This window comes from Pseudomonas frederiksbergensis, assembly GCF_000802155.2.
Taxonomy (GTDB): Bacteria; Pseudomonadota; Gammaproteobacteria; order Pseudomonadales; family Pseudomonadaceae; genus Aquipseudomonas; species Aquipseudomonas frederiksbergensis_A.
In genome coordinates, this window is record NZ_JQGJ02000002.1 from 80,158 (window position 1) to 105,336 (window position 25,179).

At 62.7% G+C, this 25,179-nt stretch carries 25 protein-coding genes; 16 read left to right on the forward strand and 9 right to left on the reverse strand.

Annotation, left to right across the window (positions count from 1 at the left end; all coding sequences use genetic code 11):
* Positions 1–90 precede the first annotated feature (90 nt).
* Positions 91–996, reverse strand: coding sequence for a LysR substrate-binding domain-containing protein (locus JZ00_RS03460; protein ID WP_039588375.1), 906 nt, complete (start codon positions 994–996; stop codon positions 91–93).
* Between the two features lie 156 nt (positions 997–1,152).
* Between JZ00_RS03460 and JZ00_RS03465 the strand changes: the two genes are divergently transcribed.
* The 9 genes from JZ00_RS03465 to JZ00_RS03505 all read left to right on the forward strand — a co-directional run bounded on the left by JZ00_RS03465 (position 1,153) and on the right by JZ00_RS03505 (position 7,810).
* Positions 1,153–2,277, forward strand: a complete 1,125-nt coding sequence (locus JZ00_RS03465; RefSeq protein ID WP_039588376.1) for an NAD(P)/FAD-dependent oxidoreductase — start codon at positions 1,153–1,155, stop codon at positions 2,275–2,277.
* Positions 2,267–2,596 carry a (2Fe-2S)-binding protein gene (locus JZ00_RS03470; protein WP_039588377.1) on the forward strand — a complete coding sequence of 110 codons (330 nt, stop codon included), beginning with the start codon at positions 2,267–2,269 and terminating at the stop codon, positions 2,594–2,596. Before JZ00_RS03465 ends, JZ00_RS03470 begins: the two co-directional genes overlap by 11 nt.
* Positions 2,589–3,962, forward strand: coding sequence for an FAD/NAD(P)-dependent oxidoreductase (locus JZ00_RS03475; protein WP_082112029.1), 1,374 nt, complete (start codon positions 2,589–2,591; stop codon positions 3,960–3,962). Before JZ00_RS03470 ends, JZ00_RS03475 begins: the two co-directional genes overlap by 8 nt.
* Complete coding sequence (locus JZ00_RS03480; protein ID WP_039588379.1) at positions 3,959–4,309, forward strand: RidA family protein; 351 nt, start codon at positions 3,959–3,961, stop codon at positions 4,307–4,309. Before JZ00_RS03475 ends, JZ00_RS03480 begins: the two co-directional genes overlap by 4 nt.
* 159 nt (positions 4,310–4,468) lie before the next feature.
* Positions 4,469–5,245, forward strand: coding sequence for an ABC transporter substrate-binding protein (locus tag JZ00_RS03485; RefSeq protein ID WP_039588791.1), 777 nt, complete (start codon positions 4,469–4,471; stop codon positions 5,243–5,245).
* Positions 5,246–5,310: 65 nt separating this feature from the next.
* Positions 5,311–5,736 carry a GlcG/HbpS family heme-binding protein gene (locus JZ00_RS03490; RefSeq protein WP_039588380.1) on the forward strand — a complete coding sequence of 142 codons (426 nt, stop codon included), beginning with the start codon at positions 5,311–5,313 and terminating at the stop codon, positions 5,734–5,736.
* A gap of 101 nt (positions 5,737–5,837) precedes the next feature.
* Positions 5,838–6,674 (forward strand): AraC family transcriptional regulator, encoded by an 837-nt coding sequence (locus JZ00_RS03495; protein WP_039588381.1) that lies wholly within the window; start codon positions 5,838–5,840, stop codon positions 6,672–6,674.
* A 54-nt stretch (positions 6,675–6,728) separates the two neighbouring features.
* Complete coding sequence (locus tag JZ00_RS03500; protein WP_039588382.1) at positions 6,729–7,331, forward strand: LysE family translocator; 603 nt, start codon at positions 6,729–6,731, stop codon at positions 7,329–7,331.
* A 152-nt stretch (positions 7,332–7,483) separates the two neighbouring features.
* Positions 7,484–7,810 (forward strand): four-helix bundle copper-binding protein, encoded by a 327-nt coding sequence (locus JZ00_RS03505; RefSeq protein ID WP_039588383.1) that lies wholly within the window; start codon positions 7,484–7,486, stop codon positions 7,808–7,810.
* Positions 7,811–7,874: 64 nt separating this feature from the next.
* Here JZ00_RS03505 and JZ00_RS03510 read toward each other — a convergent pair whose 3' ends face one another.
* From JZ00_RS03510 to JZ00_RS03520, 3 genes are all read right to left on the reverse strand, one after another.
* Complete coding sequence (locus tag JZ00_RS03510; RefSeq protein WP_046509009.1) at positions 7,875–9,326, reverse strand: MFS transporter; 1,452 nt, start codon at positions 9,324–9,326, stop codon at positions 7,875–7,877.
* A gap of 147 nt (positions 9,327–9,473) precedes the next feature.
* Complete coding sequence (locus tag JZ00_RS03515) at positions 9,474–10,427, reverse strand: class I SAM-dependent methyltransferase (RefSeq protein WP_039588384.1); 954 nt, start codon at positions 10,425–10,427, stop codon at positions 9,474–9,476.
* 108 nt (positions 10,428–10,535) lie between these two features.
* A complete protein-coding gene (locus tag JZ00_RS03520) occupies positions 10,536–11,216 on the reverse strand; it encodes a murein L,D-transpeptidase catalytic domain family protein (RefSeq protein ID WP_039588793.1) in 681 nt (226 codons plus the stop codon).
* 162 nt (positions 11,217–11,378) lie between these two features.
* Between JZ00_RS03520 and JZ00_RS03525 the strand changes: the two genes are divergently transcribed.
* Positions 11,379–12,941, forward strand: coding sequence for a L,D-transpeptidase family protein (locus JZ00_RS03525; protein WP_039588385.1), 1,563 nt, complete (start codon positions 11,379–11,381; stop codon positions 12,939–12,941).
* Positions 12,942–12,953: 12 nt separating this feature from the next.
* On the opposite strand, the gene JZ00_RS03530 is transcribed toward JZ00_RS03525, so the two are convergent.
* Positions 12,954–13,586 carry an NAD(P)H-dependent oxidoreductase gene (locus JZ00_RS03530; protein WP_039588386.1) on the reverse strand — a complete coding sequence of 211 codons (633 nt, stop codon included), beginning with the start codon at positions 13,584–13,586 and terminating at the stop codon, positions 12,954–12,956.
* Positions 13,587–13,672: 86 nt separating this feature from the next.
* Here JZ00_RS03530 and JZ00_RS03535 point away from each other — a divergent pair, with 86 nt between their 5' ends.
* The 3 genes from JZ00_RS03535 (at position 13,673) to JZ00_RS03545 (ending at position 17,594) form a co-directional block, all read left to right on the forward strand.
* Entirely contained in the window at positions 13,673–14,302 is a 630-nt protein-coding gene (locus JZ00_RS03535; protein ID WP_039588387.1) for a TetR/AcrR family transcriptional regulator, read from the forward strand.
* A 147-nt stretch (positions 14,303–14,449) separates the two neighbouring features.
* Entirely contained in the window at positions 14,450–15,976 is a 1,527-nt protein-coding gene (locus tag JZ00_RS03540; protein WP_039588388.1) for an alpha-amylase family glycosyl hydrolase, read from the forward strand.
* A 10-nt stretch (positions 15,977–15,986) separates the two neighbouring features.
* A complete protein-coding gene (locus tag JZ00_RS03545) occupies positions 15,987–17,594 on the forward strand; it encodes an alpha-amylase family protein (RefSeq protein WP_039588390.1) in 1,608 nt (535 codons plus the stop codon).
* Here the strand turns inward: JZ00_RS03545 and JZ00_RS03550 are convergent.
* Positions 17,583–18,566: an SDR family oxidoreductase gene (locus JZ00_RS03550; protein WP_039588391.1), complete on the reverse strand. Its 984-nt coding sequence runs from the start codon at positions 18,564–18,566 to the stop codon at positions 17,583–17,585. The two genes, JZ00_RS03545 and JZ00_RS03550, sit on opposite strands and share 12 nt — an antisense overlap.
* Before the next feature lie 29 nt (positions 18,567–18,595).
* The gene (locus tag JZ00_RS03555) at positions 18,596–19,009 is read right to left on the reverse strand and encodes a CBS domain-containing protein (protein WP_039588392.1); all 414 of its coding nucleotides are present in this window, start codon (positions 19,007–19,009) and stop codon (positions 18,596–18,598) included.
* A 548-nt stretch (positions 19,010–19,557) separates the two neighbouring features.
* Between JZ00_RS03555 and nirB the strand changes: the two genes are divergently transcribed.
* The 3 genes from nirB (at position 19,558) to JZ00_RS03570 (ending at position 23,025) form a co-directional block, all read left to right on the forward strand.
* A complete protein-coding gene (gene nirB / locus JZ00_RS03560) occupies positions 19,558–22,119 on the forward strand; it encodes a nitrite reductase large subunit NirB (protein ID WP_039588393.1) in 2,562 nt (853 codons plus the stop codon).
* Positions 22,119–22,490: a nitrite reductase small subunit NirD gene (gene nirD, locus JZ00_RS03565; protein ID WP_039588394.1), complete on the forward strand. Its 372-nt coding sequence runs from the start codon at positions 22,119–22,121 to the stop codon at positions 22,488–22,490. Before nirB ends, nirD begins: the two co-directional genes overlap by 1 nt.
* Positions 22,491–22,584: 94 nt before the next feature.
* The gene (locus tag JZ00_RS03570; RefSeq protein ID WP_039588396.1) at positions 22,585–23,025 is read left to right on the forward strand and encodes a CBS domain-containing protein; all 441 of its coding nucleotides are present in this window, start codon (positions 22,585–22,587) and stop codon (positions 23,023–23,025) included.
* A 12-nt stretch (positions 23,026–23,037) separates the two neighbouring features.
* Here JZ00_RS03570 and JZ00_RS03575 read toward each other — a convergent pair whose 3' ends face one another.
* Positions 23,038–24,075 (reverse strand): AraC family transcriptional regulator, encoded by a 1,038-nt coding sequence (locus JZ00_RS03575; protein ID WP_039588397.1) that lies wholly within the window; start codon positions 24,073–24,075, stop codon positions 23,038–23,040.
* 9 nt (positions 24,076–24,084) lie between these two features.
* Positions 24,085–24,999 carry a GGDEF domain-containing protein gene (locus JZ00_RS03580; protein ID WP_039588398.1) on the reverse strand — a complete coding sequence of 305 codons (915 nt, stop codon included), beginning with the start codon at positions 24,997–24,999 and terminating at the stop codon, positions 24,085–24,087.
* Between the last annotated feature and the right edge of the window lie 180 nt (positions 25,000–25,179).

The window sequence follows — 25,179 nt, forward strand, 5'->3', positions numbered from 1 at the left end:
GATCCATTAACTCTCTTAACTAATTTGCTTGTCAACGGTTTTGGTGGATCTGCTGATGACTGGCCACAACCAATGGATCCATTGGGTGGGCTAAAAGCGATAAGCCGCCGGCACCTGCACCTCGATGAACCGCTGCATGTGCTCCAGGAAACAGGCCTGCAATTTCGACAAGGGGCCCTGGATCGGCAGCAGCATGCTGAAGTCCATTTCGATCGCCGGCTCGAAGGCGCGAAAGACGATGCCGTCGCCCCGGTATTCGACCGCACTGATGGCGTCCACCAGCGCAACGCCAAGGCCCTGCTCGACGAAGGTGCACATGGGCTGGGAGAGCTGCGTCTCCAGCCGCAGCTCACGTTCCACGCCATGAGCGGCGAAGATCGCGTCGATGTGTTGGCGAGAGCCGATGGACTGCGGATAGGAAATGAACCGCTCGCCTTGCAGGTCTTCCGGGAAGACCGTCGCGCGATCCACCAGGCGATGGCCGGCGGGCAGGGCGCAGAGCATCCGCGTCGCCAGCAGTTTTTCGGCGCGGGGACTCGGATAGGTGTTGGGCAGCACGATCAAGCCCAAGTCGCAGCGTTGGCCCACCACCAGGTCCACGACTTCCCGGGAAGATTGCACCACCAGGGAAATCTGCACCTGGTCATGCTCGGCCATGAACGCAGCGATGGCTCGCGGCAGGAACGACAAGCCCATCGCCGGCGCACAGGCGATGTGCAGCGATCCGCGCTTGAGGTTGCGGATGTCCTGGGCGGTACGCGCGATGCGCTCAACGCCTAACAGCGAGCGCTGCACCTCTTGATACAGCGTCATGGCTTCGGCGGTGGGTTGCAGCCGGCCCTTGATGCGGTCGAACAGGCTGAAACCGATGTCTTCTTCCAGGCTGGCGATCAGCCGGGTCGCGGCGGGCTGGGAGATGTGCAGCATTTCGGCGGCGCGGGTCACTGTCTGTCCCAGGATCACTGCGCGAAAGGCTTCCAGCTGGCGAAGGTTCATAAGCTTAGCTATCCATAACAAAAAGACATGGGATGTCCAAAATAAAGCATTTTTCATGGCCGTGTCAGCGTCCTAGGATTTGCTCCATCAACTCATCAAGCCGAAATGTCGGGGCATCTACCGAGACATGACGGCTATGCAGAGCACAGAGCAGCCATGCAAAAAACTGATGTCATCATCGTGGGCGGTGGCCTGGTGGGTATGTCCATCGCTTATGGCCTGGCCTTGCTCGGACGCCAGGTGAGCGTGCTCGACGAGGGAGACGACGCCATTCGTGCCGCCCGGGGCAACTTCGGTTTGCTGTGGGTGCAGGGTAAGGGCTATGGGATGAGCCCCTATGCGCAATGGACCCGTGATTCGGTGGCGCTGTGGCCACGGTTTGCTGCCGCGCTGCACGCCGATACCGGGATCGATATCCATCTGCGCCAGGCGGGTGGTTTCCAACTGTGCCTGAGCGATGCGGAAATGGCCGAGGAGGCGGCGCGCCTGGGCTGGCTGCGCGAAGCCCTTGACGGTGATTACCCCTACGAGCTGCTGGATCCGGTGCAACTGCGCAATCGCCTGCCCGGCATCGGGCCCGATGTCGTGGGCGGTTGCTTCTCGCCCATGGACGGCCATGTGAACCCGTTGAAGCTGCTGCGCTCCCTTTACGCGGCATGCCAGGCCCGTGGTGTGAAGGTGATCAATGGTCACCGCGTCGAGGCGATCGAACCCGATGCCAGCGGATTTCGATTACAGGCCGGCGATCAACGCTGGTCGGCCCGGCAGGTGGTCCTGGCCGCGGGCCTGGGCAACCGGAGCTTGGGCGAACAGGTTGGCCTGGATGTACCGGTGCAACCGAACCGTGGGCAGATCCTGGTGACCGAACGCCTCCAGCCCTTCCTGGAATACCCCACCACTTACGTGCGCCAGACCGATGAAGGCACGGTGCAACTGGGCGATTCCCACGAGTCGGCCGGTTTCGACGATGGCACCGGCAGCCGGGTCATGGCCGCCATTGCCCGGCGGGCCGTGCAGTGTTTCCCACTGCTGGGTGACGTACGGCTGGTGCGGGCCTGGGGGGCGTTGCGGGTGATGAGCGCCGACGGGTTTCCGATCTACGAAATGTCCCAAGTCTGCCCGGGGTTGTCGGTTGTGAGCTGCCACAGCGGTGTGACGTTGGCCGCCGTTCATGCCCTGCGCCTGGCCCCCTGGATCGCTGGTGACTTCGACGACCCCGCCGTGAAGCCATTCGGCCTGCACCGCTTCAATTCCTCCATGGAGATGCGCCATGTCGGCTGACCGCCTTTTCCGGCCTTTGGCCGCCGCGCAGCACAACGTATTGATCGAATTCGACGGCCAGCCGTTGAGCGTGCCGGCCCACGTGTCCCTGGCAGCGGCGTTGCTCGCCAGCGGCGTGCGCCATACCCGCGAAAGCGCGATCAGCGGCCGGCCCGCGGCGCCATATTGCATGATGGGCGTGTGCTTCGAATGCCTGGTGCAGGTCGACGACCAGGCAAGCGTCCAATCCTGCCTGGTGCCCGTGCGTGCGGGCATGCGCGTGCGCCGTCAGTGTGGCGCTGCCGCCCTGATGCCGGTTGGGGAGGCGAATGATGAGTAACGTTGCGATCGACCTGATCATCATCGGTGCCGGCCCGGCCGGCATGAGCGCGGCGCTCGAAGCCCGCTCCCAGGGGCTGTCCGTGGTGGTGCTGGATGAGCAGGCCAGTCCCGGCGGGCAGATTTATCGCCAGGTCCTTCAAGCCGATGGTCGCAGCCGTGCCGTGCTGGGCGAGGACTACTACGCGGGCGCTGAACTGGCGGCGGATTTCATGGGCTGTGGCGCACGCTATCTACCCAACGCGGCGATCTGGCAGGTAACGCCGCAGCGTGAGGTCCACTACCTGGTCGAAGGCCAGGCACGCATTCTCCAGGGGCGACATTTGTTGATTGCCACGGGCGCCCTCGAACGTCCGATGCCGATCCCCGGCTGGACCTTGCCCGGCGTCATGACCGCCGGCGCGGGGCAAATCCTGCTCAAAAGCTCGGCGATGGTGCCGGCGGGTCCGGTGGTCCTGGCAGGCTGCGGTCCGCTGCTTTATTTGCTGGCGGTGCAGTACCTGCGGGCGGGTATCGTCATCGACGCGCTCGTCGATACCAGCCACCGACGTGATTTGCTCAAGGCCTGGCGTGCGATTCCTGGCGCGTTGCAGGGTTGGCGCGACTTGCTCAAGGGCGCGAGGCTCTTGGTTGAATTGAAGCGTGCCGGCATCCGCCATTTTCGCGGTGCCGCTCACCTGCGCATCGAGGGCGCGGATCGGGCCAGGGCCTTGAGCTTCGACAGCGAGGGGCAGCATCACCGGGTGCCCGCCGAGTTGATTCTGTTGCACCAGGGCGTGGTCCCGCATACACAGATCAGCCGCTCGCTGCGCCTGGAACATGACTGGAGCGCGTCGCAGTTGTGCTGGGTCCCGCGCCGCAATGGTTTTGGTGAAAGCAGCGCCGCTGGGATCTTCATCGCCGGTGACGGTGGGGCCATTGGTGGCGCCCAGGTTGCGCGGCTTGAAGGGCAACTGGCGGCGCTGGCCATCGCCGGACGTCACGGGCAGGCACATGGCGTCCGGAAGGCGCTGCGCCGCGCTCGCGCCGCGCGGCCGTTGATCGATGCCCTTTATCGGCCTCCGGCAGAGCACTGCGTTCCCGCCGACGACGTCATGGTCTGCCGCTGCGAAGAGGTCAGCGCTGGTGATATCCGCCGCTACGTCGACCTCGGCTGCCTGGGGCCCAACCAGACCAAGGCTTTCGGCCGCTGCGGCATGGGGCCGTGCCAGGGCCGCCAGTGCGGCTTGAGTGTTACCCAGATCATCGCCGCCCATCGTCGCGTGCCGCCCGCCGAGGTGGGCTACTACCGCATTCGTCCGCCCCTCAAACCCATCACGCTGGCGCAACTGGCCGGCGAACGCCACTCACCGGAGGAACTGTCATGAACATCCAACGTATCGAAAGCAACCCACGCTTGAGCCGCAGCGTCGTGCACAACGGCGTGGCCTGGCTCAGCGGCATCGTCGCCGCCGACTGCAGCCAGGACATCGGCGGCCAAACGCGCCAAGTGCTGCAACGGGTCGACGAATTGCTCGCCGCGTCGGGCACAGACAGGCGTCGCCTGCTTAGTGTGCAGATCTGGATGAAAGACATGGGCCGTGACTTTGCCCAAATGAATGCGCTGTGGAGTGAGTGGGTCGACGTCGCGAACACCCCGGCGCGCGCCACCGCACAAGTGGCTTTCGATGATCCGCAGATCCTGCTGGAGCTCATCGTCACCGCGGCGGTATAGCACCGGCATAGCACCGCCGGACCGCTGTTCTGCCGTTACCGGGCAAGACGACCACCAGAGCCGTCGCCTGCGCTTGTTCACGTTGCTGCTGCCATAACGGACGACTTTTCGCCGAGCGTCCGAACTCAATAACATCGCATCCGGAGCTAATGAATGAACATCAAACGCATCGCACTCAAGCTGGGTTTCGTCTCGTTGCTGGCGCTCGGCGCCAACCTGCACGCTGCGGAAAACTCATTGCGCATCGGCATCGAAGCGGCGTATCCGCCGTTCGCCTCGAAAACCCCGGACAACGCCATCGTTGGATTTGACTACGATATCGGCCAGGCCCTGTGCGCCGAGATGAAGGTTCGCTGCGACTGGAAAGAGCAGGAGTTCGACGGTTTGATCCCGGCGCTCAAGGTGAAGAAGGTCGACGCGGTGATTTCCTCCATGTCGATCACCCCGGAGCGGATGAAATCGGTCGACTTTACCGACCGCTACTACCGTATCCCGGCGCGCCTGGTGTTCCGCAAGGGCAGCGGCATCAACGAAATCCCCGCACAGCTCAAGGGCAAGCGGATCGGCGTGCAGCGGGCCACCAACTTCGATCGCTACGTCACTGACAAATTTGTCCCGGCCGGCGCCGAGGTAATCCGCTATGGTTCGCAGAATGAGATTTTTCTCGACCTGTTGGGCGGTCGCCTGGACGCGACGATGGCCAGCTCCGTGGTAATCGACGAAAGCTTGCTCAAGCGTCCGGAAGGCAAGGATTTTGAATTTGTCGGGCCGAATTTCGTCGAAGAACAATACTTCGGCACCGGCATTGGCATCGCCGTGCGCAAGAACGACCCGTTGGCGAGCCGCTTCAACCAGGCCCTGGCAACCCTTCGCGCCAATGGCACCTACGACCGGATTCGCCAGAAGTATTTCGATTTCGATATCTACGGCGAATAATCAGGCACTTTCCATGGCCAGCGGGTGCCGCCCCTGGCCTCATGTTCCATGACACGGAGTGATTCATGAAAACCAAAGCGGTACTCACGGAGCAGGACGTTGCCCAGCTGCTGGTCGCTGCCAAGGAACTGGCTCACCAGCGCCAATGGGCCGTATCGATCTGCGTGGTAGACGATGGCGGGCATCCCCTGGGGCTGTTGCGCCTGGACGATGCCTCGCCGTTGTCGACCTACATCGCCACCGAAAAAGCCCGCACCGCGGCCATGGGGCGGCGTGACAGCAAGGCCTTTGAAGACATGATCAACGGTGGTCGCCTGGCCTTCCTGAGCGCTCCGCACCTGCAAGGCATGCTTGAGGGCGGCGTGACGATCCGCCACGATGGCCAGTGCATCGGCGCCATCGGGGTTTCCGGCGTGAAGGCTGAAGAGGATGCGGAACTGGCGCGGTTGGCGGTGGAAACCGTGCTGCCGGTGATTACGCCGGATGCGTGATGCGGGGCACCCGATGAGCCCCCTCAATCTGCACAAATCTTCCAGACAGGCGCTTGGGCAGCAGTTAATCTGCCAGAGCACATCGACTAGACGGGTAAGGCATGACAGCGCGCAATTGGATCGATCTCAAGCAGGACGCCTCGTCCGGTATCGAGACCGTGCGCGCGCATTTCGAGGGCCATGCCTACGATCCGCATTGGCACGATGCCTACCTGGTGGGCGTGACGGAGCAGGGGGTGCAGCAGTTCCATTGCCGCCGCCAGCAACATAACAGCACGCCGGGCAAAGTGTTCCTGCTCGAGCCCGGCGAGCTGCATGACGGAAACGCACCTCACGAACAGGGCTTTACCTACCGCACCTTGTACCTCGAACCACACTGGCTGGAGCGCGAGCTGCGCTCGCTGTTCGAAGAAGCACCGGACAACGCCCAATTGGGTTTCGCCGCCACTCTGAATGACGACGTACAACTGGCGCGCGCCACCGCCACGGCCTTCCAGAGCCTGCATGAGCAGGACATCCTGATCGTCCGCCAGACCGCACTTGACACGCTGCTGTCCAACCTCACCCAACACCTGCACTGGCGTGCGCGGATCAATCCCGACCCGCGGCTGCCGCTGGTTGCACAGCAGGCCCGCGACTACCTGCACAGCCACCTGAGCGAAGACATCGGCCTGGGCGATTTGGCGCGGGCTACCGGTGTCGATCGCTTTCGCCTGAGCCGCGCATTCAAGGCCGCTTTCGGCCTGGCGCCCCATGCTTACCTGATCCAACTGCGCCTGGCCCGGGCGCGGCGCTTGCTGGCCCGTGGCGAAAGTGCCGTGGCGGTGGCCGCCATGCTTGGTTTTGCCGACCAGAGTCACCTGGGCCGCTGGTTCCAGCGTGCCTATCGCATGAGCCCCGCGGACTACCGCAAGCGCTGCTCAATTGTTCCAGACTGAGCATGTCAGCATCGGGATGATCGGTCCTACGATCACCCACCGAGAAATTGCTCCATGGACCAGTTGCTGCCGTTTGCCCTGTTTGCCTTTGTCGCCTCCATCACCCCTGGGCCGACCAATATCCTGGTGCTGAGCCACAGCTCGCGCTTCGGCCTGGCGACCACCTGGCCGATCATCCTCGGCGCTTGCGCGGCCGCTGCGTTGTTGGTGCTGTTGGTGGGCACTGGGCTGGGGGATGTATTGGCCCGGCATGCGACCATCCAAACGGCATTGTCCTGGGCCGGCATCGCCTGGCTGAGCTGGATGGCCTGGCAGATTTTCAGCGCACCGGCCGAAGCCATCGACCCGGACCGACCGGTTGAAGGCCCGCGGCTTGGCCTGGCCGGAGCTGCCGGATTGCAACTGGTGAACCCGAAGACGTGGATGATGGCCTTGGCGGTGGTCAGCGTATTCGCCGGTGCCGGGGCGGACCGTACGGCGCAGGTGCTCTGGCTGTCCCTTGCATTTTTCGCGATTTCCATTCCTTGCATGACCGCCTGGGCCTACCTGGGGCGCGGCGCCGCAAGGTTCTGCCGTTCCGCCGTGGCGATGGGGCGCTTCAACCGTGTCATGGCGGTGTTGCTGCTGGTGTCGGCGTGGTTGACGTTGCTGGTATAGCCCTGCACCGCAGCAGGAGTCGCGGTATTTCCTGGCTGACGAAAATGTAATTTTTCTTTCGAAACCCCAGGCGCGCGCGGCGAGTCGCACTCTTATACCTGCCCTGAAAAGGCGGTATGCCATTTTCTCGACCTTCGAAAAAGGAGAGTGCCATGAACCAACGTTATCAAGCCTGCATCGACGAATGCCTGGCCTGCGCCATGACCTGTGAGGCCTGCGCCAGCGCTTGCCTGCAAGAAGAAAACGTCCAGATGATGGCGCGTTGCATCGAGCTGGACCGCGACTGCGCCGACCTGTGCCGCCTGGCGGCGACATTGATGCAGCGTGACAGTCGGGTCGCCGCCGATCTTTGTATTGTCTGCGCGAGCATCTGCCGAGCCTGTGGCGAGGAGTGTGCTGGGCACGAAGCGGGTCATTGCCAGGATTGTGCCAAGGCATGCCGGTCCTGTGCCGAGGCGTGTGAAAGGATGGCTGCCTGAGATTGAACTGGACCGGCTTAAACGACAGGCATCGTTTGATGCCTGTCGTTAAAGCCCTGGGCTTTCAAGGGGCCGGATGGGCGGCGGAGTCGACTTTCGCCTGCTGTCCCATCGCGGTGCTTCGCAGCAGAAATCGCGCCAGTATCGCCGCAGCCAGCGCAAACATCGCACCGATCAGGAACGCCACCTGATACCCATCATTGAGTGCCACCAGCGGCGCAAGCTCGGGCGCGGCCGTCTTGGTCCGGTACGCGGCTATGCTTGCCAGCACCGCCAGGCCCACCGACCCGCCCATCATGAACGACGTGTTGACCACGCCTGAGGCCAGGCCGGAATCCTTGGGTTCCACTTCGCTCATCGCAGCCAGCAACATCGGGTTGAACGCCATTCCCGCCCCCAAGCCCAGTAGCAACATGCCCGGCAGGATGTCGCCGATGAATTGGCCGTCCAGCGGTGCCCGTGCAAACAACGCCAGGCCGATGGCGGCGAGTAACAGGCCCAGCGCCAGCGGCGTCCGGATGCCGTAGCGCATCACCAGTCGCGCCGACAGGCCCAGGGAGAAAATCGCCATGATCACGTTGGCCGGCAGGAACGATAATCCTACCTGCATCGGCGTATAGCCCAGCACTAACTGCATGTAGAGCGCCGACAGGAAAAACCAGGCGAACATCGACGCGGCCCAGAGCACTGCGAGCAGGTTGGCGGTGCGCAGGTTATGCAGGCGAAACAGGCCCATCGGGATCAAGGGATGGACAATCCGGCGTTCGATGACGATGAAGCCCAGCATCAACAAGGCCGAGGCTGCCAGCAGGCCCAGCGTGTGGAGAGACGTCCAGCCTTGTTCGTTGCCATTGACCACGGCATACACCGCGACCATCAGCGAAACCGTCGCAGTCACGGCGCCGGCAACGTCCAGCTGCCCACTGCCTTCGGCGTGCACGGCCGGCAACAATTTCAGGGACAGGGCCAAGACGACCAGGCCTACAGGCAGGTTGACCAGGAAGATCCAATGCCAGCTCAGCAGGTCAGTGAGCAAACCACCCAGCAACACGCCAATGCTGCCGCCCGCCGCGCAGACGAAACTGTAAACGCCCATTGCCCGCGCGCGTTCGCCAGGCTCGGTGAACAGATCCATGATCAACGACAAGGCCACCGCCGTGACCACCGCTCCGCCAAGCCCCTGGATGGCCCGGGCGATGATGAGCCAGGCTTGCGACGGCGCCATGCCGCAGGCCAGCGATGCGAGCGTGAACGCCGCCAAGCCAAGGGTGAACAGGCGCCGATGGCCATACAGGTCGCCCAGGCGGCCACCCAGCAGCAGGAAGCCGCCAAAGGTCAATAAATAGGCGTTGACGATCCACGCCAGGTCGGCGTCGTCGAATTGCAGGCTGTCCTTGATCGACGGCAGGGCGACGTTGACCACCGTTCCGTCGAGCACGATCATCAGCACGCCCAGGCACAAGACGATCAAGGCACGCCAGCGCTGGCGCGGGTCAGGGGGAGGTGATTGCGACATGGTTCTTCGATCCTTGAACAGTCCGGTTTCGGGGCTGCCGCAAGCGCGACCCAATCGGTTCGCGTTGCTGGCGCCGCGAGACAGTCTAGTCGCGAGACGATTCGCCAAGTAGAGGAAATTTGTAATTCTCAGGGAGCGCGCACAAGGCTATCCAAGAGCCGGGTCCTGGCGTTTGAACACCAGGGCCTTGAGGCCACAGGCCGGATCGGCGTCTGGAAATTCCGGAGGATTTTCCAACCGCGCTTCGAATGTCAGCCCAGGCGCTTCACGCATGACGCCGTCGATGAGGAAGTCCGGTCCGGTGGCCGGGTCGTTGCTGCAGGCCAGGACCGTGCCGTGGGCGCTCAGCAGCTCCGGCAGGCGGCGCAGTACGCGCTGGTAATCCTTGGTCAGCAGGAAGCTGCCTTTCTGGAAAGTGGGCGGATCGATGATGACAAGATCGTAGGGGCCGCTGTTGATGACCTTGCCCCAGGACTTGAACAAGTCGTGGCCGAGGAAAGTCACTTGGCCCAAGTCATGGCCATTCAAACGATGATTGTCGCGCCCACGGCTCAAGGCCGCGCGAGACATGTCCAGGTTGACCACGTGCTGCGCACCGCCGGCGATGGCCGCCACGGAAAAGCCGCAGGTGTAGGCGAACAGGTTAAGCACGCGCTTGCCACCGGCATTGGTCCGCACCCAGTCGCGCCCGTAGCGCATGTCGAGGAACAGGCCGTTGTTCTGCTTTTTGCCCAGGTCGATCCGGTAGCGCAGGCCACCTTCGGTCAGCGTCCATTCATCGATCGGCTCGCCCACCAGCCATTGGGTGAGACTGTCGGGCAAGTATCGATGCTGCAAGGCCAGGGTTTGTGCACCGCTGTGTTGCCAGGTGGGCGAGGCGGCCAGGGCTTGGAGCATCGACAGTAAATCCTTCAGTTGCGCCGCCTCCGGCTCCTTGAACAACGCGACCAGCACTACACCTTGCAGCCAGTCGACGGTGACCTGTTCCAGGCCCGGCCAGCAGCGCCCGCGCCCGTGGAACAGGCGACGGGTTTCGTTTGGTGCCGATGCCAGCGCCGTCAACAAGTGGCTGTGCAAGGTTTGGAGGGCTTGAGGGTTCATCAGGAAAAAACGCCAGCGACTCGAAAGGCCGGCATTTTAACCACCGGCGAACCTGGTGCAATCCCTTGATAGCGCAGCGTGGGGGACTCCCTCGTCACAAAGGTGCTGCTAGCCGCCGCTCGTCGCCAGGATGCTCGCCACTTGTTGCGGCTGGCAATTGAGATAGGCCGAGCGCTTGAGCCACGCCGGGTCGGGGTACCAGGAAAACATGAACTGCCCGCCCTTGAGCTTGTCGATCACTTGCCGCGCCACTTGCGGACGCACGGCGGGACAGCCCAGGCTGCGGCCGATGCGACCCTGGCGCACACTCCACAGCGGATTCACGTAATCGGCAGCGTGGATCACGATCGCCCGGTCCCGGGCCAGGTCGTTGAACCCAGGTTCCAAGCCATCCATGCGCAGCGAATAGCCGTGGGCGCCCTGGTAGCTTTCCTGGGTGCGGAACAAGCCCAGGCTGGACTGATAGCTGCCCAGGCGATTGGAGAATTGCGTGGCGAAGTTTTCCCCGGATTTCTGCCCATGGGCCACCAGATCGCGCAAGACCAGCTTCTTTTGACGCAGATCGAAGATCCACAGCCGACGGGCCGTGGACGGTTGCGAATAGTCGATCACGGCCAGGTGGCGGGCTTGTCGAGCGCCGTTGGCAACTGCGCACTGCATCGCACTCAGGGCACTTTTCAGCGCTTGGGGATTGAGTTCCGGCGCGGCGTGGGCGAGGCTGTTGTAAAGAGGCTGGGGCTTGGATTTTTCGGCCAACGCCGGGCTGCACAGAATGCCGAGGCCCGTCATGACCAGACAGAGTCGACGCAAGAAGGCCGATACCGGTGAAGGCCGCTTGCGATGGCGTTCGTTTGCGGCATCCCGTCCGGTTTTGTTTGTCTGCATGATGGCGGGTCGTACCTGTCGCAAAATTCACCGTCAACGAGACGGCCATGGATTGGAGTAAAGCAGTTGTTTAAAAAGCCCGCATGTTACCTGAGCCTTTTATTGCTCGTTGCGCCATTGGTCGCTACGGCCGAGGACGGCGATCCGGGGCAGGCGCAAACCACGCTGGCGCAGTTATCTGCCAACTGCCCTGAACTGGCTGCGAGCGTCGATTTTCCGACGGTCATGAGCCTGCAGTCGCTGTACCAGCAAAACGCAGGCCAGGCGATCTGGGCGGACGATGAGCGGTTACAGGCCTTGCTGCTCCAATTGCAACAATTGGCGGATGACGGGCTGGATCCGAACCGCTACCCCTTGCCGGGCGAAGGCGCCTACGCCAATGCCGCCTGTACCGACATCGCTATCAGCCAACGCTACCTGCATGCCCTGCATGACTTGCGTTTCGGCTATCTGCCACAGAACCGCCTGGAGTCGATCTGGAAAGCCAATCCCCAGTTGCCGGACCGTCAAGCCATGGTGCTGCATTTCGCCATCGCGGGCCTGCAAGACCCGGCCGAGGCTTTCGAACTGGCCCGGCCGAGCCTGACGCTCTATCGCAACCTGCGCGAGCTCTACGCCCGGCAACGGCAGCAACCCCTGGCGGACTGGCAGTCGGTGCCCGGCGGCCCGCTCTTGCAACCCGACAAGCGCGACGCCCGCGTACCGGCGCTCGCCCGGCGCTTGTTCAACGAAGGCTACCTGAGCGTGCCGCCACTCGACGCCGACGAGCACTACAGCCCGAGCCTCGTGGAGGCGATGAAGAGTTTCCAACTTCATCATTCGCTGCAAGCCGATGGGGTAGTGGGGCCCTGGACCGTCACCGAGCTCAACATTAGCCCAGCCATGCGTCGCGAGCAGTTGCGCATCAACCTTGAACGCATGCGCTGGCTGGCACAGGACCTGGAGCCCGATAGCGTGCTGGTCAACGTGGCGGCGGCGCAACTGACGGTTTACCAGGGCGGCGCGCCCGTGTGGCAAACCCGCACCCAGGTGGGGCGTGCCGAACGCCAGACGCCGTTGATCAAATCGCGCATCACCCGCCTGACCCTCAACCCCTCGTGGACGATCCCGCCGACCATCATGCGCGAGGACAAACTCCCCGAGATTCGCCGCGACCCGGAGTTCCTGGCGCGGCATAACCTGCGGGTCATCGATCGGGATGGCTTGCCGCTGGCAGTGGAGAATATCGACTGGGAACACCCCGGCGATCTCATGCTGCGCCAGGACCCTGGTTCGAAGAATCCCTTGGGTAAATTGGTCGTGCGCTTTCCCAACCCATTTTCCGTGTACCTGCATGACACGCCCAGCCAGGCGTTGTTCAGCAAAAGTCCTCGGGCCTTCAGCTCTGGCTGTGTGCGCATCGAGCAGGTCATGCATATGCGGGACCTGCTCCTAACCTCGGCAGAACGCAAGCGGACCGACACGCTGCTGGCCAGCGAACTGACCCATGAGTTCAGGCTGGCCAAGCCCGTGCCGATCCTGCTGGGCTATTGGACAGTGCAAGCGGACAGCCAGGGTCGGGCGGTGTATATCCCGGATATCTACCAACGCGATGTCGCCCTGTCGGCCGCTGACCGCCGTGCGCTCTGACTGCCGGGTCTTTCAGGCGCACTCGACTTCGGCTTCCATGCGGGCTGGCTCGCCGGCTGTCGAGAACAACCGCTGACCGAGGGCATGTGCCGTTTCCAGGTGGAGTTTCGGATCGAGGCTCTCCGATTCAAGCAATCTGTCGGAGCTCACCACGCGGGCGCCGCAGTATCCAAAAATCCCATGTTCGATTTGCGTGACCATCGCCTGGTCGTAGCCATGACGTTCAAAACTGCCAGCATCGGCGCCGCCGACGGCCACCAGATGAACCCGCAGGCGCTGGAGCTTCTGAACAAACGGTTGATCGGGTATGAAGTCGAACGCCCAGCCATTGGAAAATACCCGGTCGATCCAGCCTTTGAGCAGTGCCGGCATCGACCACCAATAAATCGGGTAGACGACGACCAACGCGTCGGCACGGTCAATTCGGGCCTGCTCGGCCAGGACATCGGCGGCCGGAGCTGCTTCGCGGTGATGAACCGCCGCGTCGGCAAAATCAAAACGCGGGTCGAACCCCTCGGCAGCGAGGTCGGCTATCTCGAAGGTATGCGCCGGATTGGCTTGAACGACCCCGTTGCCAATGGCTTGGGCAAGCGAATGGGTCAGAGAATCGGGGTTATGGTGAGCAACGACGATAAGGGCATGCATGTTGAAATTCCTTCTGGTGTCGCACAGTGTCAAGCGGGTATGCTTGGTTAAGTTACTGAACGTAAGTTACTACTGGTAAAGTTAGCATGTCAACCCATGAAGAAAATACGCGGCCCGATGCCGCGCCCCGTCGGCGTCTGTCGCACTTCGATCGGCATCGGCAATTGCTGGAGGTCGCCTGGCGCATGGTTCGCGAAGAAGGTAGCGAAGCGCTGACCCTGGCGCGCCTGGCGGATCAGGCTGGCGTGACCAAACCCATCGTCTACAACCACTTCATAACCCGGTCGGGGCTATTGGCCGCGCTTTATCAAGATTTCGATGTCCGCCAGACTGCCTTGATGGAGGCCGCGATTGACGCCAGTGAACCGGACCTGCAAAGCCGCGCGCAGGTGACAGCCGACTCCTTCGTGGAGTGCGTCCTGCTCCAAGGAAGGGAGATCCCAGGTGTCATCGCGGCCTTGAGCGGTTCACCCGAACTTGAGCGCATGAAGAGGGAATGTGAACGCAGTTTCCTGGAAAAATGTCGCTCGGTGCTTGAGCCCTTCGCCGGGACCGGGCACCTTTCCCAAGCGAGCCTGCGGGCGATGCTGGGGGCGGCGGAGGCCTTGTCCGACGCGGCGGCCAATGGGGAAATCAGCGCCCAGGAGGCCAAGCGCGAATTGTTCGTGATCATCGTTGCGATGGTCGAGCGCGCTGCTGGGAAAGCTTCAAGCTGAACCACCGCCATCGCTCCAACAGATTTCCCAACAAGAAAAACGAACCCCAGGCACCTTTTCCGGTTCTTAACTGATGTCCCTCGACAACAGGGGCATCAGGCGGGGCCGCGGTCTTGCCCACCAAACACTGCGATCAGAGGAGGCGACATGCCCAACTCCTTCCATTCGCCCTGGTGGAAGAACGCTGTGATCTACCAGGTTTATCCTCGCTCCTTTGCCGATGCCAACGGCGATGGCATTGGCGATCTTCCCGGTTTGACCGCACGCCTGGACCATTTGCAACGCCTGGGCGTCGACGCGTTATGGCTGTCGCCGGTGTACCGCTCGCCGATGTGTGACGCCGGCTATGACATTTGTGATTACACCGACGTCGATCCGCTGTTCGGCAACCTGTCTGACCTCGACACCTTGATTGCCAAGGCCCATGAACGCGGGTTGAAGGTGCTGCTCGACTTCGTGCCGAACCACACGTCCGACCAGCACCCCTGGTTCATCGAGTCGCGTTCCAGCCGCGACAATCCCAAGCGCGACTGGTACATCTGGCGCGACCAGCCCAACAATTGGCGGGCGTCGATCGATGGCGGCAGCGCCTGGACCTGGGACGAAAACAGCCAGCAGTACTACCTGCACTTTTTCCTGCCGCAACAACCGGATCTCAATTGGCACAACCCCGAAGTGGTGGCTGCCATGCATGAGGTTCTGCATTTCTGGCTGGAGCGCGGCGTGGACGGGTTTCGCGTCGACGTGGTGCATTGTGTCGGCAAAGACCAGGGTTTCGCCGACGACCCGCGCTGCATGGCCGGCGAAACCATGGTGAAGATCAATGACCAGCCCTACAGCCATGAAGTGCTGCGCGGATTGCGCCGCCTCGTTGACAGCTATCCCGGCGAGCGGGTGCTGATCGGCGAAGTGAACATTCGCTCCACGGCGCAGGTGGCGGCTTATTATGGCGCCAGTGACGAGCTGCACATGTCGTTCAATTTCCCTCCGCTGGACGCCCCTTGGGACCCGGTGGTGTTTCGCATGTGCATCCGCGAAGTGGAAAACGACCTCGGCCCCTTGCAGGCCTGGCCGACCTGGGTGCTGTCCAACCACGACAACAGCCGCCACCGCAGTCGCTACGGCGGCTCGCTGCGCCGGGCCCGGGCTGCGGCGGTGATGTTGCTGACGCTGCGCGGCACGCCTTTCATCTATCAAGGCGAAGAACTGGGGTTGGAAGATACCCAAGTGACCGCCCAGACGCGCATCGATCCTGGCGGGCGTGATGGCAGCCGGGCACCGTTGCCATGGACTGCACAAGCGCCACACGGTTGGTCGGGACAGGCGCCGTGGTTGCCGTTCGCCGCGAACGCCGACGTACTGTCGGTGGAGGCCCAGGAGAGGGCCGACGATTCGGTACTGGCGCTCTACCGACGTTTGCTGGCCTGCCGTCGCAACAGCCTGGCGCTGCGCCTGGGCGGCTGGGAAGAACTGCCGTCACACCCGCAAGTGCTCGCTTATCGTCGCCATTGCGAGGGGGACGAGCGCCTGGTTTGCATCAACTTTGCCGACAGCGAACACACCTTCCCCCTGGCCGACCCCTGGCGCGTGGAAGTCGCCAGCGACGGGGCGGATGAAGGCCAGCCGTTCAGCGGTCGACTGGCCGCGGAGCAGGCCGTGATCCTGTGTCGATAAGGAGTCACTGATGAACGCCAATTGGCACCGAAATACCTTGATCTATCAGATCGATCCTTCCTTGTTCTACGACAGCAACGGCGATGGCCGTGGCGACTTGAAGGGCATCATCCAGCAACTCGATTACCTGCAAGCGTTGGGCGTCGGTGCGCTCTGGCTGATGCCGCTGTATCGGTCGCCGTTCAAGGACGCCGGTTACGACGTCAGCGATTTCATGGCGCTGGACCCGCGCTTTGGCAGCGAAGAAGACTTGCGCCAGTTGATCGTGCAGGCCGGTCAGCGCGGCATTCGCGTCATCCTTGAACTGGTCGTGCAGCACACCAGTGACCAGCATCCCTGGTTCCTCCGGGCGCGGCGGGACAAGGACAGCGTCTATCGCGATTACTACCTGTGGTCCGACACGCCGGTGGACGACGGCAATCAGCCGATTTTTCCATCAGTGGAAGACAGCATCTGGCGCTGGGACGAACAGGCCGGCCAGTACTATCGTCATCTGTTCTACCGGCATGAGCCGGACCTCAACCTGGCGAACCCGCGCGTGGTCGAGGAAATCGAGCGCATCATGGTCCATTGGCTGGAGCTGGGCATCGCCGGCTTTCGCCTCGATGCGGCCTCGCATTTGGTCGAGCAGGCCGGAGGCGGCGATGAAGAGCAGGGCGTCTGGGTGCTCGACCGGTTCTACCAATGCATGACCGGCATCAACCCCGAAGGCGTCTTGATGGGCGAAGTGGACGTCGAGCCCGAGCGCTACAGCCATTACTTCGGTACGGGCGAACGCTTGGGCCTGGTTCTGGATTTCTGGGTGAACAATCATCTGTTCCTGGCGTTGGCCCGTGGCGAAGCCGAGCCGTTGCAGCGGGCCATCACCCGCCGGCCCGCGCCACCGGACGGCGCGAACTATGCCGTGTGGCTGCGCAATCACGACGAGCTCGACCTGGAGCGCTTGAGTGAGCAGGAGCGAGAGGAAGTGATGCAGGCGTTCGCCCCGGAGCCAGACATGCGCCTGTACGGCCGCGGCATCCGTCGACGCCTGGCGCCGATGCTCAACGGCGACGTGCGGCGCCAGGCACTGGCCCAGGCAGTGTTGTTGTCGCTGCCGGGGACGCCGATCGTGCGCTACGGCGAAGAAATCGGCATGGGCGACGACCTGTCCCGCCCCGAGCGCCTGTCGGTGCGCACGCCCATGCAGTGGAGCAACGAAGCCAATGCCGGGTTTTCCTCGGCCCAACGCCTGGCCGCCCCGGTAATCGATGAAGGGCCCTTTGCCTACACGCGATTGAATGTGGAAGAGCAGCAGGATGACCCCGATTCGCTGTTGGCTCGGGCCCGTCGATTGTTGTTGGCACGGACCCGGTTGAACGAAGTCGGCGATGGCCAGGCACGGCTGTTGACGGTCGATCATCCGGCGGTGTTCGCCATCGCGCATGAGTGCGAAGCCACCTCGGTGATGCTGGCGAACCTTGGCACGGAAACGGTCAGCGTGCAGTTGCGCGAACTGGATTTGCAGGGATACGAGCAAGTGCTCTCGGACAGTCCGTATCCAGCCACGGCCCCTTCGAAGCTGACGCTGAACGGTTACGGTTATCGATGGTTCCGACGCGCAGGCTCAGAAGAGTAGCAGCACGACCGCCAGCAACCCGCCGGTGGCCAACAGCAAGGCTGACACCTGTGTCGAGCTGAGCGCCAGCGCAGCGTCCCGCGAGCGACCGTTGAATCGCCCGCGGGTACGGTGCCCAGACTCCTGCGACTCGAACAGATTGTCCTGGCGCTGACTGTCGTCGTCCTCGTTGGTCATCTGCCCCGACCAGGCGTTACGGGCCAACAGCCGATCGAGCAGCCCAGGCATCAGGCACGTTCCGACAATGGCCTTGAGCGTGGCCGAACCCAGCCATAATTCCCGGGGCGTGCGCTTGACCACGCTGAGGATCGCCCGCGCGGCTACGTCCGGATCATGAATCGGCGGCACCGGTTGCGGGCGCTTGCCCAGCTTGTTGCGCGCCCAATCGAACTGCGGCGTGTTGATCGCCGGCAGTTGCACCATGCACACCTTGATGTTGCTGTGCTCGTGGAGCAGCTCGCAGCGCAATGAATCGGTGAACCCGCGCACCGCGAACTTGGCCCCGCAATAGGCGGCTTGCAGCGGAATGGCGCGATAGGCCAGCGCCGAACCGACTTGGATGATCACTCCACGGTTGCGTCGTCCCATCAGGTCCAGTGCGGCGAGCGTGCCGTGTACGGTGCCCAGGTACGTCACCTTCGTGACGCGATGGACTTCCTCGGCGGTCAACTGGCGGATCGGCGAAAACACCGTGACCATCGCACAGTTGATCCACACGTCGACAGGTCCCAGTTGGCGTTCCATCCGCTGCGCCGCTTCGAAGACCGCATCGGCGTCGGCAACGTCGACGCTGATCGCCAGGCACGTCGCACCCAATTGCTCCAGTTCTTGCGCCGTGTCCGCCAGGGCTCGTTCGCTCCGGGCCAGCAACCCGACGCGATAGCCGGCGGCGGCAAATCGGTGCGCGGTCGCACGCCCAACGCCGGCGCTGGAACCGCTGATCACGGCAACCGGTGGGGTTCGCTCATCCATTGCGCTCGCTCCGCAGCTCCTTTGGCGAATCAGTGAGGTTGCGCGACACCGCGCAGCAAGTTGGCGCTGACTTTGTCGGCGTTACAGCTGGCAACGTTGGCCAGGGATACCATGCCAACCAGTCGTTTATCGCGGTTGACCACGGGCAGGCGGCGTTTTTCGATCTGGGCCATGTTCTTGGCGACGTGGTCGATTTCTTCGTCATCGAAGCAATAGCGCACCTCATCGCTCATGATCCGGCTGACCGGGGTATCCATGTTCATACCTTCGGCCATGGCTCGAACCACCAGGTCGCGGTCGGTCACCATCCCCGCCATGCGGTCATTCTGATTGATCACCAGCGCGCCGATATCGGCCTGGCGCATGATCTGCGCAACCTCGCGCAGAGGGGTGTCGGGAGAGATCGTGCGGACTTCCCGACTCATGATTTCATTGATTTTCATCGTTGAATCTCCTTCGTTTCGGGTTGAACAGCAAGCCACTGCCTGGCGTCGCGAGTCGCTTGTGCGGCCACCTGACGGGCTCCTCACTTATTGTGAAAATCGGGCTTGGCGATGGTTCAGGATTTTTGCCGATGGGGTTGTTCAGGTGCACTTTTATGAAGCCGCAGGTGGGCTGCCGCACCATCGCAAGGCAGATGGTAGTGCTTGGCCGGCGCCGGTCAGCTTGAGGTGACTTGGCGGGCCTCTTAGCGGGCAAGCCCGCTCCCACAGGGGATTGGCGGTGACTATCGGGTTGTGGATCGGCTGCGGATAGGTGTTGGCACGCTCGCTGCAAGACCTTGCACAGGCCCACCGTGAACACAATCGAGTGGGCAGCCCCGTCGGTCAACGAAGATCGAGCGCCAGCAGGCCGGGGGATAACGGTAGATCAGGGCGCAGTCGCCGGGTCGATACCGCACAGAACAGGCAAAGACGCCTGGAACCGCAAGGTTTCAGGCGTCTTTTTTTTGCTTTCAAAAAACCGTGATGGGCTTTTGTCGGGTGCTTTTATGAATTCCAACGTTGCTTCCCTGAACAAGCTGCAAACGCTGATCGTGATCGGCAATGGCATGGTCGGCCACCACTGCGTCGAGCAACTGATCGAGCGCGGTGCCCTCAACCATTACCGTGTGCATGTCTTCAGCGAAGAGCCAATGCGGGCCTACGACCGCGTGCATCTGTCCGAGTATTTCTCCGGTCGGGATGCCGAATCGCTGGCCTTGGGCGAAGCCTCGTTGTACCAGACCCCTGGTGTCACGCTGCATCTGGGCGTACCGGTACTGGAAATCGACCGCCAGGCGCGCGAAGTGGTTACCGCCCGGGAGCGCATCCACTACGACAAGCTGGTGCTCGCCACCGGTTCCTACCCGTTCGTGCCGCCCATCCAGGGCGCCGAGGGCGATTCGTGCCTGGTCTACCGCACCCTCGAAGACCTTGATTCCATTCGCGCGGCGGCGAGCAATGCCCGTCGTGGCGTGGTCGTCGGTGGCGGCCTGCTGGGCCTGGAAGCGGCCAATGCCCTCAAGACGCTGGGCCTGGAAGCCCACGTGGTGGAATTCGCTCCACGGCTGATGCCGGTGCAACTGGATGAGCAGGGCGGGCTGGCCCTCAAGGCGCGCATCGAGAAACTGGGCGTCGGCGTGCATCTGTCCAAGGGCACCCAATCCATTGGCGCGGGCGAGCATTACCGTTATCGAATGAACTTCGGCAATGATGATTTCCTCGAAACCGACCTGATCGTGTTTTCCGCCGGTATCCGCGCCCAGGATGCCTTGGCTCGTCAATGCGAGCTGCAGATCGGCCCGCGCGGCGGCGTGGTGATCGACGATCATTGCCAGAGCAGCGACCCGGACATCTACGCCATCGGCGAATGCGCGGCGTGGAATGGCAGCATCTTCGGCCTGGTCGCGCCGGGCTACCAGATGGCCCGCAACGTCGCGGCGCGCCTGTGTGGCGAAGCCAGCGAGGCCTTCACCGGCGCGGACATGTCCACCAAGCTCAAATTGCTCGGCGTGGACGTCGGTTCCATCGGCGACGCGCACGGCAACACGCCGGGCTCGCGCAGCTTCCAGTTCATCGACGAAACCAGCGCCAGCTACCGTCGCCTAGTGATCGATGCGGACGGAAAACGCGTGATTGGCGCTGTCCTGGTCGGCGACAACAGTTACTACGACACCCTACTGCAGTACATGCAGAACGGCATCGCCTTGCCCAAGGACGCCGCCAGCCTGATCCTGCCGTCGTCCGAAGGCGCCCCGACACTGGGCCCGGCGGCATTGCCCGAGGCGGCGACCATTTGCTCGTGCCACAACGTCACCAAGGGCTCGATATGCTCGGCCATCGACGGCGGCTGCACCGATCTCGGCCAGCTCAAGTGCGACACCAAGGCCGGCACCGGTTGTGGCGGTTGCGCTGCGCTGGTCAAGCAAGTGTTCGAGCACGAACTGATTGCCCGCGGCGTCAGCGTCGACAAGAGCCTGTGCGAACACTTCGCCTACACCCGCCAGGAGCTGTATGCCCTGGTGCGGGTGGAAGGCATCATCAGTTTCGAAGAATTGCTCGCCAAACACGGTCGCGGCCACACCGGTTGCGATTTGTGCAAGCCCGCGGTGGGGTCGATCCTGGCGTCGTGCTGGAACCAGCCGATCATGGACCCGCACCTGGTGCCGTTGCAGGACACCAACGACACGTTCATGGCGAACATGCAGAAAAACGGTACCTATTCGGTGGTGCCGCGCATCGCCGGTGGGGAAATCACCGCCGACAAGTTGATCGCCATCGGCGTTGTCGCGAAAAAATACGACCTCTACACCAAGATCACCGGCGGCCAGCGCATCGACTTGTTCGGCGCGCAGTTGCACCAGTTGCCGGACATCTGGGCCGAACTGATCGAAGCCGGGTTCGAAACCGGCCACGCCTACGGCAAATCCACGCGCACGGTGAAATCCTGCGTTGGCAGCACCTGGTGCCGCTACGGCGTGCAGGACAGCGTGCAAATGGCCCTGACCATCGAGGACCGCTACAAAGGCCTGCGCTCGCCGCACAAGCTCAAGTTCGCGGTATCGGGTTGCACCCGCGAGTGCGCTGAGGCGCAGAGCAAGGACGTTGGCGTTATCGCCACCGAAAAGGGCTGGAACCTCTACGTGGCCGGCAACGGCGGCATGCGTCCGCGTCACGCCGAACTGTTCGCCACCGACCTGGACGATGCGACGCTGATCCGCTACATCGACCGCTTCCTGATGTTCTACATCCGCACCGCCGACAAACTGCAACGCACCTCGGTGTGGCGCGAAAGCCTGGAAGGGGGCCTGGATTATCTCAAGGACGTGATCATTCACGACAGCCTGGGCCTGGGCGCCGAGCTTGAAGCGCAGATGCAGCTGGTGGTCGACCGCTACGAATGCGAATGGGCCAACGCCTTGAAGGACCCGGAGAAACTCAAGCGTTTCCGGACCTTCGTCAACGACAAGCGCGGCGATCCGGACGTCCACTTCGTCCGCGAGCGCGGCCAGCGTCGGCCGGTGCATGCCCATGAACTTCACCTGATTCCCGTCACCGAGGAGGTGCTCTGATGAGCCAGTCAAACGTCGTTCGTATCGCTCAGCAACCCGTGCAGTGGCGCGTCCTGTGCAGCCGAGAAGACCTGGTGCCCAACTCCGGCGTGGTCGCCTGGCACGACGGCAGCCAAGTGGCGCTGCTGTACTTGCCTGAGCATGCGGAGAAGCCCTTGTACGCCGTCGACAACCGCGACCCGAAGTCCGGCGCCAATGTCATCGGCCGCGGTTTGCTGGGCAATATCAAGGGTGAACTGGTGATTGCCTCGCCCATGTACAAGCAGCATTTCCGCCTGGAGGACGGCCATTGCCTGGAATACCCGGAGCAGCGCCTGCGGGTCTGGCCGGTGCGTTTGAATGGGGATGTGGTGGAGATTGGCGAGGACTGACCGTCGCAATTGTGGTCTTTCGGTGCCCTTGTGGCGAGGGAGCAAGCTCCCTCGCCACGACAGCGGTCACTTTTGTTTGAGATGGGGATTAGGAATGAAAACCGCCGCCCAATTGGTAAGACTCAAGAGCGTGCAGAACCAGCAGGTCCATAGCATCGCACCGGACCAGACCGTACTCGAAGCGCTGCAGATCATGGCCGAGAAAAATGTCGGTGCGCTGCCGGTCATCGAAGGCGGGCAGGTGGTCGGGGTTTTCAGCGAACGGGACTATGCGCGCAAGATGGTGCTCAAGGGCCGCTCATCGGTGGGCACTACGGTGCGCACCATCATGAGCACGCCAGTGATCACCGCCGACAGCCAGCAGAGCATCGACCGCTGCATGGAAGTCATGACCGACAGCCACCTGCGACACTTGCCTGTGCTGGATAACGGAGAACTGATTGGCCTGTTGTCCATTGGCGACCTGGTCAAGGAATCACTCGTGGAGCAGGCGGACCTGATCCGGCAATTGGAGCATTACATTCGCGGGCATTGAGCCGCGCGAATCCTATCCCAACGCCAGCAACTGCCGGATCAGCTTCGGCGTGCTGCCGGTCCAGCGCTTGAATGACCGGCGGAAGTTCGCCGTGTCGTTGAAGCTCAGGTATTGCGCCACTTCCTCGTTGCTGAAGCCCTTGACCTGATACAAGTACAACGCCACGTGCATGTGCACGCGGTCCACCTGTTGTTGGAACCCGGTGTGGTGCTTGTGCAACTTGCGCTTGAGCGTGGCCGGGCTCATGGCGAAGGCCTGTGCGGTCTGTTCCAGGCTCGGCGTCTGTTGCACGTGGGCATGCAAATAGTCGTAGAGGCAGTCGAGGAAGCTCGACGCGAAACCCAACTGGTCGATCTGTTCGCGGGCTTCGATCCGCGCGACTTGGCCGGCGGTTGCCGAGGTGTTGGGCCAGGGTTGGGCCAGGCAATGGCGGGGGAGGCGCATCATATCCAGCGGTCGGTTGAACTGGCTGTGTTCACCCAGGTGCACCCAATATTGTTCGACGTAACGCGGTTCGTCGTGACGAAAGCTGCATTGCCAGGGCAAGCGTTCACCGCTGAGCCAGGCACTCATCGCCACCATCGACGTCATGCTGGCTTCCAGCACGAAACGCCATTGCTCATTGGCGCCGCAGCTGTCCAACCAGTGGATATACGCGTAATGCTCGTCCAGTAGCAAACGAGGCGCGGCCAACGGGCTGAGCAGCAGCTGATAGTCGATCAGCGTGTCCAGCGCCTGATGCAGATTCTGGGCGTGACGCAAGGCATGGCTGGCCGGCCCGTAGTGGCCGGGCAAGAGGCGCTGGCCGAACAGGAAACTGCTGTCGCTGGCATCCAGCAGGCGCCGGCTGTTATCGATCAGGCCGAGAAACTGTTGCGGGCTGATGCGGCTTCGGCCCGCGAGGATATCGTCGTGGAACAGGCCGGTGCCGCGCAGCAGGCGATGACTGTCAATGTCCCGCGACAAGGCCAGGTCGATCAGCGCCGCCGGTTGGTAGTGCCCCGCAATGAAGCGGTGATCGGATTCGCACCAATGGGTCTTCAAGGTCATCGGCCGGCCTCAGGCGCTTTTCGCCAGCGTGTGCCGGGTTCGGGCCAGCGTCAGGTTCAGGCGTTTGAGCAAGGCTTCCGGGGATTCGTCGAACGCCATCACCACCGCCGTGCTGGCCGCCAGTTGCAAGCGCTCGCCGTGTTGCCGGGTCTTGTGGGCCAGGCTGCGCACCGCCTGTTCCAGCTCCTCGGCCTGGCGCAGGGCCTGGCTTTCACCGGTGTCGGGCAGCAGCACCACGAAGCGGTCACCGGCGAGGCGGCATACCAGGTCCTGGCGGCGCAGATTCATCACCAGCAACTGACTGACCGCTTGCAGCACGGCATCGCCTTCGCCGTGACCAAAACGCTGGTTGATGGCGGCGAAATTGTCGAGGTCCAAGGCCAGCAGCGACAGGGGCTGTTGGCGGCGCCGGCTGTCTTCCAGGCTGGCGGTCAGCTCGTGCTTGAGAAAATCCGCGCCGCCCAACGGCGTGAGCTTGTCGAACAGGCGGTGCTCGCGGAACAGTCGCTCGCGCTTTTCCATCTGCCCGTTGATCGCCAGTTGCTCGCGGTGCCAATGGTAAATGCCCAGTGTCAGCAGAATCATGCCCACCGGCATCGGTCCTGATTCGAGCCAATGATCCCAGGTGATGGTGTCGGGCAAGTGGATGAACTCATCGAGACTGTCGATCCACCAGGAAAAGAAAATGCACCCCAGGCCCAGGACGAGGTAGTTGGTCACTCGGCCGGCGGGGCGGCTTTTCAGGACCAGGCCCAGCCATACCAAGGCCAGCAGCGCCGAGCCACCTTCGCCGAGAATGTCCAGCCAGATCCATTGCGCCACAGGTTTGATCGAGCCGTTGGCCAAGTGCAGGATCAGCCCGAGGTTGGCCGCCAGCAGTAGCAGGGCGAGTTTGACGCGATGCGGGCGGAGCGTGGAAAACATGGCCGGAATCCTTTGCCAGAAGCGGAATGCGGCCCAGCACAGCAGATGAATGTGACAGGGCTGTGACGGTGGGTGATGGGGTGGGGGAGGTCGAATTAGCTCATCGGTTATTCGGATTTTTTTCGGCAACACCGCCCCGTGGCGAGGGAGCTTGCTCCCGCTCGGCTGCGCAGCAGGCGC